15 protein-coding genes, 1 pseudogene and 1 other annotated feature are annotated in these 16585 nt (G+C 63.3%); of the genes and pseudogenes, 4 read left to right on the top strand and 12 right to left on the bottom strand.

Features of this window, described 5'->3' with window-relative positions; translation table 11 throughout:
- The first annotated feature begins 27 nt into the window (after positions 1 to 27).
- Complete coding sequence (locus tag AB4112_RS15940; RefSeq protein ID WP_374710601.1) at positions 28 to 666, top strand: GIY-YIG nuclease family protein; 639 nt, start codon at positions 28 to 30, stop codon at positions 664 to 666.
- Here the strand turns inward: AB4112_RS15940 and AB4112_RS15935 are convergent.
- Positions 547 to 1173: a LysE family transporter gene (locus AB4112_RS15935; RefSeq protein ID WP_441720938.1), complete on the bottom strand. Its 627-nt coding sequence runs from the start codon at positions 1171 to 1173 to the stop codon at positions 547 to 549. The two genes, AB4112_RS15940 and AB4112_RS15935, sit on opposite strands and share 120 nt — an antisense overlap.
- Positions 1174 to 1437: 264 nt before the next feature.
- Here AB4112_RS15935 and AB4112_RS15930 point away from each other — a divergent pair.
- A pseudogene (locus AB4112_RS15930) lies at positions 1438 to 1602 on the top strand (helix-turn-helix domain-containing protein); the annotation flags it as partial.
- Positions 1603 to 1727: 125 nt separating this feature from the next.
- On the opposite strand, the gene AB4112_RS15925 reads toward AB4112_RS15930, so the two are convergent.
- Together AB4112_RS15925 and AB4112_RS15920 are read right to left on the bottom strand one after the other, a co-directional pair.
- Complete coding sequence (locus AB4112_RS15925) at positions 1728 to 2447, bottom strand: hypothetical protein (protein WP_441720935.1); 720 nt, start codon at positions 2445 to 2447, stop codon at positions 1728 to 1730.
- Between the two features lie 314 nt (positions 2448 to 2761).
- On the bottom strand, positions 2762 to 2923 hold the full coding sequence (locus AB4112_RS15920; protein ID WP_441720933.1) for a hypothetical protein: 162 nt from the start codon (positions 2921 to 2923) through the stop codon (positions 2762 to 2764).
- A gap of 181 nt (positions 2924 to 3104) precedes the next feature.
- Here AB4112_RS15920 and AB4112_RS15915 point away from each other — a divergent pair, with 181 nt between their 5' ends.
- Entirely contained in the window at positions 3105 to 4397 is a 1293-nt protein-coding gene (locus AB4112_RS15915; RefSeq protein WP_441720930.1) for a hypothetical protein, read from the top strand.
- A gap of 432 nt (positions 4398 to 4829) precedes the next feature.
- Here the strand turns inward: AB4112_RS15915 and AB4112_RS15910 are convergent, their stop codons facing one another.
- The 5 genes from AB4112_RS15910 to AB4112_RS15890 all read right to left on the bottom strand — a co-directional run bounded on the left by AB4112_RS15910 (position 4830) and on the right by AB4112_RS15890 (position 10419).
- Positions 4830 to 6701 carry a hypothetical protein gene (locus tag AB4112_RS15910; RefSeq protein ID WP_441720927.1) on the bottom strand — a complete coding sequence of 624 codons (1872 nt, stop codon included), beginning with the start codon at positions 6699 to 6701 and terminating at the stop codon, positions 4830 to 4832.
- A complete protein-coding gene (locus AB4112_RS15905; RefSeq protein WP_441720924.1) occupies positions 6698 to 7183 on the bottom strand; it encodes an ABC-three component system middle component 2 in 486 nt (161 codons plus the stop codon). Before AB4112_RS15905 ends, AB4112_RS15910 begins: the two co-directional genes overlap by 4 nt.
- A complete protein-coding gene (locus tag AB4112_RS15900; RefSeq protein ID WP_441720921.1) occupies positions 7171 to 8151 on the bottom strand; it encodes an ABC-three component system protein in 981 nt (326 codons plus the stop codon). Before AB4112_RS15900 ends, AB4112_RS15905 begins: the two co-directional genes overlap by 13 nt.
- A gap of 559 nt (positions 8152 to 8710) precedes the next feature.
- Entirely contained in the window at positions 8711 to 9769 is a 1059-nt protein-coding gene (locus AB4112_RS15895; RefSeq protein ID WP_441720918.1) for a tyrosine-type recombinase/integrase, read from the bottom strand.
- A gap of 68 nt (positions 9770 to 9837) precedes the next feature.
- Positions 9838 to 10419 (bottom strand): AAA family ATPase, encoded by a 582-nt coding sequence (locus tag AB4112_RS15890; RefSeq protein WP_441720915.1) that lies wholly within the window; start codon positions 10417 to 10419, stop codon positions 9838 to 9840.
- 419 nt (positions 10420 to 10838) lie between these two features.
- Positions 10839 to 10894, top strand: a sequence feature (sul1 is cis-regulatory element that is thought to sense ions involved in sulfur or methionine metabolism; They are found in Alphaproteobacteria).
- A gap of 70 nt (positions 10895 to 10964) precedes the next feature.
- Here AB4112_RS15890 and AB4112_RS15885 point away from each other — a divergent pair.
- Positions 10965 to 12452 carry a SulP family inorganic anion transporter gene (locus AB4112_RS15885; protein WP_441720912.1) on the top strand — a complete coding sequence of 496 codons (1488 nt, stop codon included), beginning with the start codon at positions 10965 to 10967 and terminating at the stop codon, positions 12450 to 12452.
- 283 nt (positions 12453 to 12735) lie between these two features.
- Here the strand turns inward: AB4112_RS15885 and AB4112_RS15880 are convergent, their stop codons facing one another.
- The 4 genes from AB4112_RS15880 to AB4112_RS15865 are packed head-to-tail and all read right to left on the bottom strand — an operon-like array spanning position 12736 to position 16514.
- Positions 12736 to 13944 carry an MFS transporter gene (locus AB4112_RS15880; RefSeq protein WP_441720909.1) on the bottom strand — a complete coding sequence of 403 codons (1209 nt, stop codon included), beginning with the start codon at positions 13942 to 13944 and terminating at the stop codon, positions 12736 to 12738.
- Positions 13931 to 14881 (bottom strand): NAD(P)/FAD-dependent oxidoreductase, encoded by a 951-nt coding sequence (locus AB4112_RS15875; protein ID WP_441720906.1) that lies wholly within the window; start codon positions 14879 to 14881, stop codon positions 13931 to 13933. The genes AB4112_RS15880 and AB4112_RS15875 overlap by 14 nt, the downstream gene beginning before the upstream one ends.
- A gap of 23 nt (positions 14882 to 14904) precedes the next feature.
- Positions 14905 to 15507 (bottom strand): GTP cyclohydrolase I FolE, encoded by a 603-nt coding sequence (folE, locus tag AB4112_RS15870; RefSeq protein ID WP_441720903.1) that lies wholly within the window; start codon positions 15505 to 15507, stop codon positions 14905 to 14907.
- Positions 15504 to 16514 (bottom strand): zinc-dependent alcohol dehydrogenase, encoded by a 1011-nt coding sequence (locus tag AB4112_RS15865; protein WP_441720901.1) that lies wholly within the window; start codon positions 16512 to 16514, stop codon positions 15504 to 15506. Before AB4112_RS15865 ends, folE begins: the two co-directional genes overlap by 4 nt.
- Between the last annotated feature and the right edge of the window lie 71 nt (positions 16515 to 16585).

Genomic DNA, 16585 nt, shown 5'->3' with positions numbered 1-16585 from the left:
AGTGCAGCGCTGCATCGGGGACAGCCGATGTCCGATCCGCTCGAACATCCTTGCCGGCGTTGCGGCGCTGCTTCACGCCAACCCTGTACCGATCGAGCAGGGCACATCAAACGCGACGTTCATGCCGCCCACAGACGCACTGCGCAGCCGGCGGCCACTGCGTCGGCGATCGAATGGCTTCGTCACGTGGACGATGGGAGTCTATGGTGCGTTGAGGACCTGGCAGCGGGCCTCTACGTGACCTACGCGATCCTTGATCCACGGACCGACGAATTCGTCTATGTGGGCCAGAGCGGCAGCTTCGCAAGGCGAATTGCAGATCACCTGAAGACACGAACGGAGCGGCCACATTCCCGCCTCCGTCCAATCCGGGCTTGGATCTGGGATGTGACTAAGACAGGAAGTACGCCGCGCTTCCGAGTGCTCGATATCTGCGAAACTGAAGAGCGATCGCTTGCATCAGAAGCTCTCTGGGTCGAGCGCCTAGCCGCACAGGGCCATAAGCTTTTGAATCGCTGGCTAAATCATCACCAAGACCGGTCACCCCTACCCGACGAGCGAATAAAAAGACCGTGCCGCCAGAGCCAGGAGCGCGCCAGCGGCGAGGAAGCGGATCGGCCGGTGCCAAGCCCGCGCCGCGCGCCTGGCCCGGGAGCTGCCGAGTAGCGATGCCGCCAGCAGGGCGACGCCGAGCGCCTCCAGCGGCACCATCAGCAGCACGCAAGTCTGCGCCGGCTCGGGCAGCTGTGTCGCCATGACCAGGAATTGCGACAGGAAGAACGCGCCGGTCAACGGGTTGGTGGCAGCGATGCAGAGCCCTGCCCCGAAAGCGACGAACACCGGACCTTCGCCGCGTCCCAGCCCGACCTCGCCGACAGGCACACGCTGCCGCAGCAGCTGCAGCGCCATAAGCGCCAGAAGAAGCGCGCCGACGGCCCGTCCGGACAACGCGATCCYGCTCAGGGCCACCGATAGACTCAGGGCYTGGTGCAGCATCAGCGCCAGCAGGCCTGCGCCGATTGCCATGCCGATGCAGAACGGCAGCGCCGCGCGCCGGCCCCGCAGGGCAGCAATGCCGCCGATGGCCAACATGTTGGGACCGGGAATAACAAGGATGCCCGCATAGCTCAGGGCGAACCCCACAATCGTCTGGAAAGTCGCGTTGGACGTCATCGATTCATCCCGCAGAGAACAGGCTAGYGGCTCCTGAGCCGCCGGTGAGAAGGCGCCGCTCCGCTGTTGCAGCCGGATCACTTGCGGGATGCTCGCGCGTTAGCGCCCTCAGGGTGCCGTAGGAAGACTCCCATATCGGRGCCGACGCGGCGTCATYCGTTCATATGATGCGCAGCGAAATAGTTGCCGGTCGCAAGACCGCCTTCGGGCACGCCATGAGATAGCTGTGCCACACGSGCCGGTACCCCCTATGCCAGGCAGAATCTGCGCGAGAGCCTAAGCACGGAGGATCTGGCGCGCGCGGCGTGCCTGAGCCCRCGGCAGTTCACACGTCTCTTCCGCTCGCAGACCGGAACGACCCCGGCGAAGGCGGTCGAGGCCCTGCGGATCGAGGCCGCGAAACTGATGCTGGAGCAGAGCCGGCTGCCCATCGAGGTCGTCGGGCTTCGCAAACCGCGAGCGCATGCGCCAGGCCTTCATCCGTGCGCATGGCGAGGTGCCCAGAGCRATCCGCAACGAAGCAGGCAGCCTCGCCATGCTTTAGAAACCGGACGTCAGCTCAGCCGGATATTGGACATATCGATCGACACCACCAGCGGCTCTTCGCTGAAGCCGCCGTCGGGCTGCCGCGCGAAGATGCGCCTCCTGGTCGGAACCCTGATGCCCGAGACGTCCACATAGTCGTCGACCAGGCGGGCGCCCGGCGTATTGCCGGCGATCTCCACGTCATAGTCATGCCGCTTCAGCAGCCCCTCGCCATCGAAGTAGAGCGTCTGCACCGCGCTGTGCGTCGCGATGTGAGCCGGGAAGCGGACGGCGAGACGGCGCCAGAGCCCCTTGCTCGTCCGCCACGGCTCGATCTCCTCGGYCTCAACCCCYGGCCAGGCGAGCAGGAAGGGCGTGTTGAGATATGTCCACATGGCGCAGCCGGCGAAGTAGGCCAGTTGAAGCTCCGTCCACGGCGTCTGCAGCGTGTGGCCTGCGAAGCTCTTTCGAGGATCCCGGAGCTCCTCCAGCACTGTCCCGTCCGCGGCTTCCAGGGCCACCCGCCCGGGCTCGAATTCGGAATGGCGGTGCCCGGCGCCGAACGGCGCATGGGAGGCCCATTCCCTGCGCAGGTCCACCGTGACCGTGGTGCGTTCGAGGGTCTGCGGCTGCCCCTTCAACGGCCACAGCACCCCTCCCTGCTGAAGATCAGCCGACAGCCGTTCGAACTGCCGCCAACGCTGCAATCCCCCATGGGCTTCGATCGCGAGTTCCCTGAGCTTTGTCATGGCATGCTCCTCCTGCAGTGGCCGAGAAAGTCCGGCCTGTGCCGCCTGGAGGCTAGGGGCCCGGCAAGCACCCGCGAACGTCGTAGATGCCTTGTTTCCGGCCACCGAGTTTACCAGCTCGCTCAGCTTCGCGTCCGAAGCGCGCCATATGTGGTCATCGCGTCGGCGCCCCAACACCGGACGTCGCTAGAACCCGCAGGATCCGGCCATTCTCACTCCGCTTGGGTCTCAGATCGCGCCTGAAACTGGCCGTCTCAGCCAGGGCTACGAAGCGGACCTGACCGCACGCGACCCAAGGCCGACGTTGCCATCGATCATGTCGTATCCGGGAACAGGATGGCCCGCATGGCCGGCTCGGCCATGACCCCGTCGCCGACGACAAGGGCGCGCAGCTTGCCGGCCTTGTCCGTCAGGCCTTCGGTCTTCTCGAGCTCGTCGAAAGACGCACCCGGTACGCCGCTCGCCAAGGTGGCCACGGGCGCGACGTGGTCGGCGTCGTGCGCCTGTTCTTGCGCGGGGTCCGCCTTTTGCTGGGTGTCGTCCGACGTTTCCTTCCTCTCAAGATCATCCTAGCAGAACGGGCCCCGCCACCCAATCTAGAGCGGGGCCCAGCTCACGCTTGGATTGTGGCCCTGCCCCAATCACCGTGCCCGTCTCATGCCCGCCAGCCGATCCGAATCCTTCCTGCTCCAGCTTGCCGAGCGGACCTTCCTGAAGCCCTGGGCGATCCTCGGCCCGGCCTACAAGGCGGGCAAGGAGATCTCAGACCTCGTCATCCCATTCGGCGATGACGTGATCGTCATCTCGGACAAGGCCTGCGAATTCGAAGTCGCCGCCGGGCCAGAGATCGCCTGGTCGCGCTGGTCGACGGCGGCGGTGGACGACAGCCTGAAGCAATTGGGCGGCGCCCTGCGCCGGCTGGAGATGCCCGAGACCCGCGTCTTCGTGGACGCAGGCGCGCGCCAACCGCTGGCCTTCCCCTTGGCCCCACACGACCGGCGCCGCTACCACCTGGTCGGTGTCGCTCGCCCGGCCAAGGACCCCACAGTGCGGCCGCCGGGGTGGTCGCCACTAAGCTATGACGATGCAGCCCCCGGCAAGCCGTTTACAGTGGGCCCGCTCGAGCTGCGGGGTCAGTTCGTCCACCTCTTCGACGGCGACGCCATCGATCTGCTGCTCGAACGGCTGGATACCGCCCCGGACTTCATCGCATACCTCGCCTCGCGCGCCGCCGCCCTGGCCGGTGGCGGCGGGTTTTGCTTCCGCGAACTCGACCTTTTGGCCCATGCGACAATCAACTGGATGCAGGGGCTGGGGTATCGGGTTGACGGCCCGGGTACCACGCTGTCGCGCCGGATCGACGGCCTCTGGGACAGCTTCGCGGGGTCCGAGCGCGATCTGGCGACGGCCGAGAAGGACCGGCCGAGCCAACTGATCGACGCGATGGTCGACGACTTCCACCGCGAATATCTGGCCCTGCAGGCGGGCGACGGCCACCCCGACGCCCCCAACCATGAGGCTGCCATGCGCCTGCTGGCCCAGGAGTCGCGCTTCTCGCGCCGGATGATCGTCGACGGCTTTCTTGATCTGCTGGACGAGCCCAACCAGGCGGCGTCCTGGGCGCTGACCCTCGAGAGCGCCTCCAGCCCAGGCGTCCGCTACATGTTGATGACCTTTCCGCCACCACGACCCGGGGTGCCGATCGCCGACCATGACCGCTGGTGCCTGCAGGACCTGAGCGACCACATCATCGTCGCGGCCGATCGCTTCGGCGGCGACACGATCGTCGGGCTCGGGATCAACAATCGCGCCTGGGACGACCCGATCCGGCTGCTCCGGGTGTTCGACGCAAGAGATCTATCACCTGACTATCGTCGGCAGGCTGATGCGCTGCGGGCACGCGGCGTGTTCGCCGACCCTGAAGTGACCGAGACCGTTCACATACCGTAGGGGCCGACGTCCACTCGCCCAACGCGGTCGGCAAGAACCATTCGCGCCAGACGTCCTCGTAGGTCTTCGGGAACAGCGACAGCTGCCGCCAGAGGCCGCGTCGTTCAGATACCTCGTTTTGGAGACCGCCTCGTCAGTGAGGGTCAGTCGTATGCGGCGTTGATACTCGACGGTGTCGCCATTGCTATCGTCGTAGAAGGCCGCTCCCACGATAATGTGTCGGCATCGGGCGGCTCGCCCCGCGCTTCTGCCTTGCGATCCTAAGCCGGTGTGCGCCGTACTCGGACCGACACAATTGGCGCCGCAATGTCTCGCCCTAGCGAAACCGGCGATGCATCGCTTTCGGAGCGAGATGCTCCCACCAGGCGCGATCGATCGAGACCAAGCAACTTCCAGAATCCTACCGGCGGTGCGCCTTGCCGGATCTCCGCCTCAATACAAGCCTCGCCGCTCACCAGTTCCCTGCGAACCGGCGAAGGATGTCACGATCGATCCTTCGCCGAGGAGGATTGGAGGCGGGTCGTTCTCTATGATTACGAACTGAGCCATATCTTTCTGCTCCACCAGGAACCGATAGAAGTGTTCCTTGAGCCCGCTATCCTTCACCTGCTTTTCGTCAGCACCCAACTCGCCATGCCTGGAGGTGAGGGGATCGCGGTAGCTTAGCAGAGGACTGTCGAGAACCACGATTCCTGGATGGGGAAGCTCCTTCTGCCGGCAGTACAGCATGACGCCGATCTTGAAAGCGGCGTTCATCAACGCCCGGACGCCCTTGCCGTTGGCGCGACGGCTTTTTCCGTCAATGAGAATATCGTGCGTCTTATCGTCGAAGGAGACGGTCGGTAGCCCTGGAAACTGCCAAGCATGAAGCACCGTCTGCACGGTGGTCGCAAATTCGTGTCCCGTCACTCCATCTATGCCGGAAGTCACGCTACCGCGCGGCAGGGACCTCGGTTTGAAGGCCTCAAGCTGCGCCTTTCGGCGATGAAGCTCGTCAACGCGCTGTCGCAGGGCGAGGCCCTGCTTGGTCACGAAGCGGGCCGCGTCCAGCTCCTCGTAGGTTCGGCGCGTGGCGACTTCCAGCGGCTTCACCTCATCGAGCTGTCCGTCAACGCCTTCGATCTCGTCTGACAGCCGCTCGGCGCGTTTCAGCAATCCTTCTTGTTCGGCTTCCAGAGAACGTGTTGCCTTCGCAAGGTCGGCCCGCTCCGACGCGATCTTAGCCATCTCGGCCCGAACCGCCCTCTGGGTTATCTCGACCTCGTCGATCCCATGCGCGTGAAGCTGATGCGATGGATCCGCGCCGCAGACCGGGCAGGGCCTGCGTGCGCCCGCCAGCAGAGCCGCGCCCCCTTCCTCGAGCGATGCCAGTCGCTGCAGGTCGCTTTCGTAGACGCTCTTGAGCAAGGCAAATCGCTGCAGGGAGAGTGATATCTCGGTCCGACGCTCCTGGGTGTCTCTGAGAGATTCCATTTTCGACCGACGATCCAGACGAAGCTCGTCCAAAAGCGATTGGCGATACGCCATGGTCTGCTGGAGGTCGCGGATCGCTGCGGTTTGCTTTTCGGCCTGATCGTTTAAGTCTGGGTCGCCGGGATAATCCCGCTCCCATTCCAGTTGCGCGGCCGCAATCATTTCGTCGATTATTTCGACTTTGCCCAAATTCGCGGTTCGCTGGGAATCGGGGTTCTGCGTGGTGACGATCGCGGAATCGTCGAGGCCGGTCAGGATGAACTTCAGAACGTTCTTGTCGAATGTTTCACCACTGCGGTCTGAAATTCGAATGGGGCTCCACTCCCCCATCATGTTCGTTTCTTCAGTGTAAACGTAGGCGGCAAAGTGCCGGAAGGTGAAAACGTTCTTGTCGCCCGTCAGGGTTCGAGCAATCTCCTTCGTGCCGACCCCGAGCTCGCCGAGCAGAAAACCCGACAGGCTCTCGCCTTTGCCGCGGTGATCCCAGGATAGTGTCCGATCGGGCCGACCAGCAGACTCCGGATCCACCGAACCGATGTGGAGACCGAAATCTCCGCCCTTCATCGCCCGCTCCAGCGTCACAGGGCCGGTCACAGGAAGTTCGATCTCGAGCCAGCATTTGTCGTAGCCCTGGGCCTCCGTGATCGGCGGCAGGGGCGTCTTGGCGCCAGACATGAAGTCGAGCGCCTTGACGATATAGGACTTGCCGCTGTTCGAGGCGCCCCAAATGACGTTGATGCGCTCTCCAAACATGAGGGTGACGGGCTTTTTTTCAGGCCCCGTAATCGCAAGACGGCGAAGGAAGAAGCGCGCGGGATTGGAAGTGCTCATGTTGGGCCTGTCTGGAACGCTTCGGTCCAATCGCCGATCCGTTCCCGCACCAGCCGCTTGAACTGCGCCTTGCTGTGGCTCCTTACCTGCTCCGCGAGCCAACGAGCACAAGCCTTCATCTGCACGGAGTAGTCCGTTTCGAGCAGCTCGACATAGGCCGCGGCCTCTTCGGAGGCGCGATAAACGAAGCCGTCCTCGGCGCTCTCTTGGTCAATGAGATGGCATCGCTGCATGAGCAGCAAGCTCGCCTCGATCAATCTCCGCCGAACGAGAAGCTCACCTTTTCGGCCGGGGACCTCGGGATGCAGGCTAGGCGGACCGCCAAGATCAGCGGTGTGCACCACGACGTGGTCGAATAGGACCATCTCGGCGAGGTCCAGCGTCTCCGGCCGCAAATGCTCCAGCACCACGACGGCTCTGATGCCCGCCTCGAGAGGAGAGTTGAACAATCCTCCGAAATCGCTCTCACTCACGGTGCCCATTTCAGCCGCCCGTCATTTACCAGGTGGTGGCAAACCCCTTGCTTTACCGGGACGCGCACCGTGCGGCCGATCAAACTCGCCGGCAAGATCGACGCGTGCTTCATGACCGCATCGACACGCCGCAAAAGAGTCTCGTGCCGATCGCGGTGCACCTCGATGACGCCGTGATAGACATCGTCCTCAAACGTCCCGATCGCGCCTGGAGCAGTGTTGTCTCGGTGAAACCGCTTGAAAGAGGCAGCTTCGAAAAAGCGCGTGCGCTGATCGCGAAAATGCTCGCCGTGATCCGCATGCGCCAGGACATCGTCGGCCGATGTGAAGGTGCCTCCGCTGGCCTCTCCATAGACGTGACGGAGCTGGTCGACATATTGCGCCTCCTCCGGCTGAATGGCCTGCGGTGCTTCGCCCACGGGCGCCTCGTCCGGCACCAAACCAAGCACCTTGGACAAGGCTGGTCCCGCGGCTTGGTCCTTCACGAGCATCGGGGCAGTCAGGTGCTCGACGCGCGAAAAATCGAATCCCTCGATCGCCGCTCTGATTTCCGCCGTTAGCGCCACCGTCTCTCGCCGGGTTATGCTCTTGGAGCAGTTCTCATCCCAGCCCTCGATCAACGCGGTTCCCAGAGTCGAAGGGTTGTTAATCAGATCCATCAACGAGCCGACGATGCCGCGCGGCGCGACGAACACATATTTTTCGGGGAGAGTTTTGTACGCACCCTGACTATGATGGAAGAACACCTTGCCGAGTTCGGCGAGCCCCTCAGACTTTCCAAGTTTGCCGCCTCGCGTCTTCCGTTTACACTGAAAGAGATGCCAAGGCCCTTCGTGCCTGGTGCGGGTCAGAAAGCCGATCACGTCGCGGCCCTTGTCGTTTGCCGCGCCGATTCGCTCGACCCGATCGTATTGCTGGGAACGACGCTCCACCCACAGCTCGATAAATTCTTCGAGCTGCGTGTCGTCGATCTCCATCAGTCGAACAGCGAGGCTAGTCACGTCGGCGCACTTGCACAAATAAAACAGGCGATCTCTGTGCAATCCGTAACTACAAATCCCGCACTCGATCGACGTTGCTGTCCCGCTGATTCCGAACCCGACTTGTTTATTGTTGCTGTCATGAATCCTGCATCCCCAGCCTCTTTCGATTCTACATTAAGAATCTGGTTTTGCCCATTGATCCCCGGCCCTGGCCGCATCATAACCAAGATGCTTAGGCGTGCACGAGCCGTCTGTCTGCGGGTATCGATAGGAGAGCCGCCGCAGCGACGGGCAGTGTCTGGTTCGGAGCGGCCTGGACTGCTTCCGGATGTCGGCAAAGGGGACGGAGCGGCCTCCAGAGGCAACGCGGGGGCAGTCCGAAATGAGCCGGATGCGGACCAATCGTCTGGTCGCCATGCCCGCGACCGCTTGGGGTCGAATCCGGCCATGTCCGCTTCGAGGCGCCGTGTTGGATGGCCGATTTCGGGCACCCACTAGCCGACCCGGCCGACCGGAACGGGGACGATCCGGCCATCGACGGCCGTCTTCCGGCCTACTTCTTCGCGAGCAGCCTTCCGGTGAAATTCCCCACCCACAGGCTCTCGTGCCGGCGGTAGATCCGGGCCGAACTGAAGCTCTTCCACCGGCCATGCTCCATGGCCTTCTCGAGCGGAATGCCGAGGAGGTCCGCCGCGGTCATCATCCCGGCCCGCAGGCTGTGGGCTGAAAAGTCCTCCGTGCCGAGGCCGGTGCGGGCGATCACACGCTTGACCAGACGGGCGATCGTCGCCGGGTCAATCGGCAGCAGCCGGCCGTCGGCGCCTCCCACCAGGTTGCCGCCGCGGTCGAGGCGGCAGAACAGGCCCCCGGGCGCGTCGCCGCGGACCTCGAGCCAGCGGCGCAGCGCCGTCACGGCGCAAAGCGTCGAACCGGGCACCGTCTCGATGCCCACCTCGGCGCCGTGCCGCTCCTGGTCGGCCTTGGAGCGGCCGACGAACAGCACCAGGCCCTCGGCCGAGAAGGTCGCGTCCCGAAGATCGAAGGCGGCGAGCTCGGAACGGCGGAAGCCGCCGGCGAAGCCGATCAGCAGCAACGCCATGTCGCGTAGCGCGCGACGTCCCTCCCCTACTCCGCCGTCCAGCTCGATGCCGGCCAGATCCGGGTGCGTGCCCGGGGTCAGCACCAGGGCTGCGGCGCGCAGGTTCGGCTCGAGCAGCGCCGCCTTGCGGGTCGGCCGCGCGCCCTTGGTCCGGCGCAGGCCCTTGAGGAACGCCTCGAACTCGGCGTCGTCGAGCGCGAGCGGCCGCTTCAGCCGCTTGCGGATCGCCACCACCGCGGCCCGGCGCAGCAGGATGGTCGACAGCGAGCGCGATTCCGAAAGCGCCGTCAGGTGCATGACGAACCAGCGGGTATCGGCCGCGGCCGACGAGTCCTGGCCGGTTGGATCGAGGCCGAAGCCCAGGCACCACTCGCTCCAGGCCCGCCAGGCCTTGCCATAGGCCAGACGCGTGTTCTCGGAGAGAGCGGCCTCGACCAACTCGTCCGCCCGCTCGGCGAGCCGGCGGATCTCGGCACGCTGGGCCTCGGTCAGAGCACCGTCGGGCAGCGCCATCGCTGCCGGCACGCCGTCGACCGCGCGGGCGCCCTCCCCGACCGTGCCGCTGAGCGACGTCTCTTGAGTCATGGCGCCAGCACCAGATGGCGGGCGCTCGCCGGCAACAGGTCGCCTCGAGCGGCCAGCACATGCGCCTCGATCAGGGCGGCCGTATCCGCGGCGGCCAGATGGGTGGTGTCGATGTCGAGCCGTTCGGGGACATCGGGCTTCAGCAGTCGGTCCGAACGGATCATCGCCGACAGCGCCTCGGGATCGGCCAGCTTGCGTCCGCGACGGTCCGGGCTTTGGATCCGAGCGCGGAGCGCGGCCTCATCGGCCTCGAGCACCACCGGTACGAGCGGCGCGCCCCGCGCCTCGGCCAGGGCGACGACATGGCGCCAGGCGTCGCGCTCGCGAGGGGCGCCGGCGCACAGGGCATCCGTCATGACGAAGGTGTCGGATCGCGGCCGATCCGCCAAAGCCCGATAAGCGGCCGCGCGGACGGTCTCGTAGAGCGGCCAGCGCGCCGGGTCGTCGATGCCGGCGCATCGGATGGCGACGTCGTGCAGCAGATGATTGTCGATCAGACGGGCGCCGAGCCGAGCCGCGAGAAGCGCCGCGACGGTGCGCTTGCCGACCCCGGGCCAGCCGTTGATGTGGACGATCATCGGTCGTCTCGCGCTCCGCTCTCCTGGCCGTGACGACGGCCGCTACGGGCGATTCTATCCCAGGATCACCACGAAACAAACCATCCAGTGCGCGATAACTGTCAATATCGATCAATGAATACAATGAGTTAGTAGGTTGCTCTATCTGAGCCATCGGCTGAGGCAGACCTTCAGCTTGACGTCCTCGCAGGCACCGATTCGTCCTCAAGCCGGGGCTGCCGGCGTAGGCAGGCACGTCGGCGGCAACGCGCATAGAGGTCCAAGATCGGCAAGCACAGTGTCTGATGTCGCCATGACACCTACCTCAATCAACAGCGTCAGGGCTGATCCATTCGTCCGGCATTCTCAGGGCAAACAAAGTCAGACATCGCATCACACGTTGCAATGCAGCGTGACCTCAGGCTATGCATCATCATTCGACTGGACCCGGTGAAATCCCGGGTGGCTCTTCCGGCCGCCGATCCGCCGGACAACGCAAATGACAAGACAGACCGTCCCTGCAGGCACCTGCGGCGGCGGCCCATGTCTATTGCGGGTACCCCTCCATGAACATGCGTTCCTCCCTGGTCCGCGACTGGTTCTCGAACATCCGCGGCGATGTCCTGTCCGGCCTCGTCGTCGCCCTGGCCCTGATCCCGGAGGCGATCGGCTTCTCGGTGATCGCCGGGGTCGACCCGAAGATCGGGCTGTTCGCCTCGGTGGTGATCGCCATCGTCATCGCCTTCACCGGCGGCCGGCCGGCGATGATCTCGGCCGCCACCGCCGCGACCGCGGTGGTGATGACCGGCCTGGTCCATGACCACGGCATCCAGTACCTGTTCGCCGCCACCATCCTGATGGGCGTGTTCCAGATCGTCGCCGGCTTCCTCAAGCTCGGCCGCCTGATGCGGTTCGTCTCGCAATCGGTGATGACCGGCTTCGTCAACGCCCTGGCGATCCTGATCTTCATCGCCCAGCTGCCGCAGCTGGTGGGGGTGCCCAGCGCGACCTACGGGCTGATCGCGCTCGGCCTCGCCATCATCTACGGGTTCCCGTACCTGACCCGGGCGATCCCGTCGCCGCTGGTCGCCATCGCCGTGCTCACCGGCGTCAGCGTCGGCTTCCACCTGGATGTGCGCACCGTCGCCGATCTCGGCGAGCTGCCCTCGGCGCTGCCCAGCTTCGGCCTGCCCTCGGTGCCGTTCACGCTCGAGACCCTGCGCATCCTGCTGCCGGTGTCGCTGACCCTGGCCGCGGTCGGGCTGCTGGAATCCCTGCTGACGGCGCAGATCGTCGACGACATGACCGACACGCCGAGCGACAAGAACCGGGAATGCCGCGGCCAGGGCCTCGCCAACATCGCCTCGGCCCTGTTCGGCGGCATGGGTGGCTGCGCCATGATCGGCCAGTCGGTCATCAACGTCTCCTCCGGCGCCCGCGGCCGGCTGTCGACCCTGGTCGCCGGCGGCTTCCTGCTGGTGCTGCTGGTCGCCCTGCAGGACCTGCTGGCGATCGTGCCGGTGGCGGCGCTGACCGCGGTCATGATCATGGTGTCGATCAACACCTTCTCCTGGCGCTCGCTGGCCCGGCTGCGGACCAACCCGGTTCCGTCCTCCGTCGTGATGCTGGCCACGGTGGCCACCGTCGTCGCCACCGCCGACCTGGCCAAGGGCGTGCTGGTCGGGGTGCTGCTGTCCGGCGTGTTCTTCGCCGGCAAGGTGTCGCGCCTCAGCCGGGTGACCTCGACCCTCTCGGCCGACGGGCGGACCCGGACCTATCGGGTGGAGGGGCAGGTGTTCTTCGCCTCGGCCGGCACCTTCTCGGATGCGATCGACGTGCTGGAGCCGCTGGACCGCATCGTGATCGACGTCGACGGCGCCCATTTCTGGGACATCTCGGCGATCGGTGCGCTCGACCGGGTGGTGCTGAAGGCACGCCGGCATGGCCATGCGGTCGAGGTGATCGGCCTCAACCATGCCAGTGCGACGATGGTCGATCGCTTCGCGGTGCATGACAAGGACGGAGTTGCCGACAATTCCTCCGCATCGCATTGAGGCAGCCCACGATCCCTTTTCTGGTCGGCGTATTAATATAAGGTAAGGGGCTAAAGGATAGTTTCCTCTGGCGACGCCACGATACCTACGGTTTCGTCGAAACCGTTTGGGCGCCCGAAAGGAACGCGTAGCAACTAGGCCGATAGGCTGGCCTTTCAGACGATCGACAATTGCATCGAGCTGGGTTATCCAGATATCGAGGGTCATGCGTCGGACGTCGTACAAGCTCCAGCAGGCCGCCGGGACCGAATGAATGTTTTCCGCGAAATAATTGTCAAGCCACCTAATCAGCGCCCCCGCGCCTCTGCAATGCAAAATGAGTGAGAATCCCGGTGCAGACCATAAAAATCCCACCGACAAAGAGTATATCAGCCGCCTTGACGTAAGCTCCGATTGCCACAATGAATGCGATCCCCACCAAAGTCGTCAAATGCGAAGTGGTTTCGTAGAGCGCCGTCACTCTACCGAGAACTGAATGAGGTGTATCGTTAACGATTATAGTCATTGCTGCTATGGTAACTATAACGCCAGACAGGCCAGAAACGCCGGCTGCCAACGCAGCAGCATAGATCTGATTGCTATTTGCGTAGAAAATAAGAGATATCCCTTTCACGAGAATCCCTATGCTCAGTACCCGATGGGGATGGAAAGCAAACTTCGCCTGCATAACGCCACCGACAAAGCCACCGACCCCAGAGCAAGCCCAGAGCAGACCCACTGCTTCTTTGGGAAGCCCAAGTGACTGCTCTACAAAGAAGGCGTCGACGGTGAACCAAATGAATCCCACAACATTGACGATCGCACTCGCACCGAAAATGACCATGAGTTTCGCGCCGTGCCGCACGTGACGAATACCGTCGAGGAGTTCTACAAACAGTGCTCCATCGGAGCGACCTTTGAGTGGCACTGGTCTTTCTGATCGGCCAATGGCAATCATACACAGGGTTGCCGCGCCGACTGCGTAGGTCACAACGTCGAATAAAACTCCCCACCTAGGTCCAATAGCTAGCAAGCCAGCCCCCAGCGCCGGCCCGACAACGAGCGCCAAGGATTCCGTGGTTCTAAGAAGTGCCCAGGACTGAGTGATGGCATGATCCGGAACGATTCCACGGACCAATATTGCGCGCGAGGGAATAAAGAACAAAGAAAAAAGCGCGGCCACGAAACTAACGACATAGATGCCATGCGGCAGATATTGGAAAGGAAGGACTAGCAACACGCACAGGGTCACTGCTCGCAAAAGATCGCAGAGCACCATCGTTCGCCTTGGGTCCCATCGATCGGCAAAAACGCCGGCAAATGGACCCACGAAGATTGCCGGAAGCACCTGCAGACCGGCAACTAACGCCACCAGAGAGGGCGATCCAGATAATGTCGCCATCCACACTGGGAGGATGACTTCGAGAACTGCGTCCCCGAGAAGCGAGACGGATTGGCCTGTCCAGAACAGTGAGAAATTGCGGTTAATTAGGATTCGTTCAATCGCACGCATGGCGCTCGGTATGGTAGTCCATGGGGCCGGCCTCCAACGACATTTGCTTCGCAACCAACGCAGCGTGTCCGACTGCCGTCGAAACGGAATATACCCTTGAGCGCGCTACCACATCGCCGATAGCCCAAATGCCGCTAGCAGTGGTCCGGCAAAGCTCGTCGACGACGACAAGGCCATTTTCGTCGATGGCCACGCATCCGCCGACAAACTCGGTATTCCCGACGACGCCGATCCGTACCAGCACGGCGCGCACGTCGGTCGCCGAAAGGACTCCATTCTGCCGGACTTCGATAGCACGGACACAATCCTCCCCCATGATACGCACCAAGTTGGCCGGGGCGCGAACCTCTATATTCTCGCATTCCATCAGTTGCTCGACGAAATGGCGTTGAGCGCGGAAGGTGCGCGATCGATGGATCAGTATGACCGACGCGCCGGCCGCAGCAAGCAGCAGCGCACCTTCAACCGCGCGATCGCCGCCTCCCACCACCGCCACCCTCTGTCGAGTGAAATTCCTAGCATGCTTTGCCGCCGAATAGACCTCTCCTCGTCGACCCATCTCCATCTCTCCGGGCACGCCGAGCCGCCGAGGGCGGCTGCCTGTCGCAATGACGAGGCGTGAGTACTGCACTGGCCCTGCCGTCGTCTCGATGACTGAGCGGTGGGGTAGGATCGAGCGCACGGCAAGACCACACGAAACTTCTACCCCGGCGAGCTGTGCGTGCCTGCCGATCTGCTCTGCCAAGATCGGTCCTGCAACGTCTGGCAGGCCGGGGTAGTCAGGAATCGTGTTGCCAATCGTCAGAAGCTGTCCGCCGACAGCCGTGTCCTGCTCGAGTGCTAACGGACTTGCTCCGAGCCTCCTTAGCCAGATGGCCAAGCTTAAGCCGGCGGCACCAGCGCCCACGACTATCGTCCGAGGAACAGCCGGCTGCATGACGGGGTTCGTATTAGCGGCCGTTACAGCCCACGAAGGTAGGAGAGGGTATCGTGTCGGCTGCGCAGGTCCTTCAGTGATCCCAGGCCATATGTCGTCACCGTCTTCGATCCTGGCTTTTGTGCTCCCCGGAGAGACATGCACATGTGCTCAGCTTCGATGATGACGAGAACCCCGGTCGCCGACAGCTCCTCCATAACAGCCTCGGCCACGTGCGCCGTCAGGCGCTCCTGCACCTGAGGGCGCCTGGCAAATCCGTCGACGACGCGAGCCAGCTTCGACAGCCCAACCACACGACCTGGCGCCGGAACGTAGCAAATCGTTGCCGTCCCTATGAATGGGAGGAGATGGTGTTCACACACGCTGAAGAAAGGGATCCCTTTGACAGCGATGATCTCATCCGAATAGCTCTCTTCGGCAAACGTCGTCTGGAGAACGTTCTTCGGGTCGATATGCAATCCCGAGAACCACTCTTCATACATCTTGGCGACGCGTCGAGGCGTTTCGGATAAGCCCTCACGGTCAGGATCTTCCCCAATCGCAATAAGAATGTCGCGCACTGCGGAGCGAAGAAGCGACTGCCGATCGGACTTATTCACTTCGACTGCCGGACTGATCGAATTCATGGCGTAACGACTCCCTTGATGTATCCAGTTTTATTGTCGAGCGCATCCGCGTGCGCGATTTCGCACTCCGCAAGCGAATAGCGATGCGTCACAAGTTGCTCCATTGGCCAAGCACCCCTCGCCAGCAGAGCCATCGCCGTCGCCATGTCGTCTCGAAAGTCAGGAGAAAAGTCGGGATGGACCGCGAGCACCGTTGGCGCCTTCATCATGAAGCTTTCGCCAAACGTGAACAGCTGAGTGCCAGTGTAGGTCGATGACGCTACAATCCGGCCTCCTCGCTGCTTGATGAGCCTGAGCGCAAGACCAAAGCCTGCCATCTGTCCGGAGAGTTCGAACACAACATCAGCGCCAGCTGTCGACCGCGGGCCCTTGTAGTAGCGGTTGAGCGCGACGTCGTCGGAGGCTGAGAGTATGCAACTCGCGCCGAGTTCAGCGGCCAAATTCAATCGATCGTCCCGGATGTCTATCGCCGACACGTTGATGTCCGGGTTCCGGCGCAATAGTGACAGCGTCAAGAGCCCCATGAATCCGCACCCTACGACCGCCACTCGATCTCCGACTTTGATTCCGCTCGATCGAACGATGTTGACGACTGCACCGAGCGGTTCAGCGAGGGCATGCTCAGCTTGGACCTTGGAGGGGACTGGTACGGATAGGTTCTCCCGAAGCAAGGCGTGGCTGGCAAACGACTGGTTCGCCGCATACCACCCGACGCCAGAGACAAGATCTCCGATGGCGAATTCCGAGACGCCGGAACCTAGCTCTTCGACAATTCCCGTCGGCTCGTGGCCAAGGGTGTAGGGATAGCCCAGGCGCGGCCCGTCCGAAGTGTTCCCAGTCGGATCCGCGGGTGGCGCCAGTGTCCCGGCAAATGCCGGGATGTCCGAATGGCACACGCCGGCCGCCACGACCCTGATGAGCATCTCGTTCGGCCCGGGTACCGGTCGGCTCGCCTCAAACACCTCCATGCGCCTGGGCCCAGTTACCCGGGCTAATTTGATGTTCATTCGGTTCTCCGAGAGAGGTGGGATGCGACCGCTCCACCGCCCGACCGATCGCCCCAGGGGACTGCCAGATC

This window comes from Inquilinus sp. 2KB_23 (genome assembly GCF_052115705.1).
Lineage (GTDB): Bacteria > Pseudomonadota > Alphaproteobacteria > DSM-16000 > Inquilinaceae > Inquilinus > Inquilinus ginsengisoli_A.
This window is presented reverse-complemented; position numbering and strand designations above follow the sequence as displayed.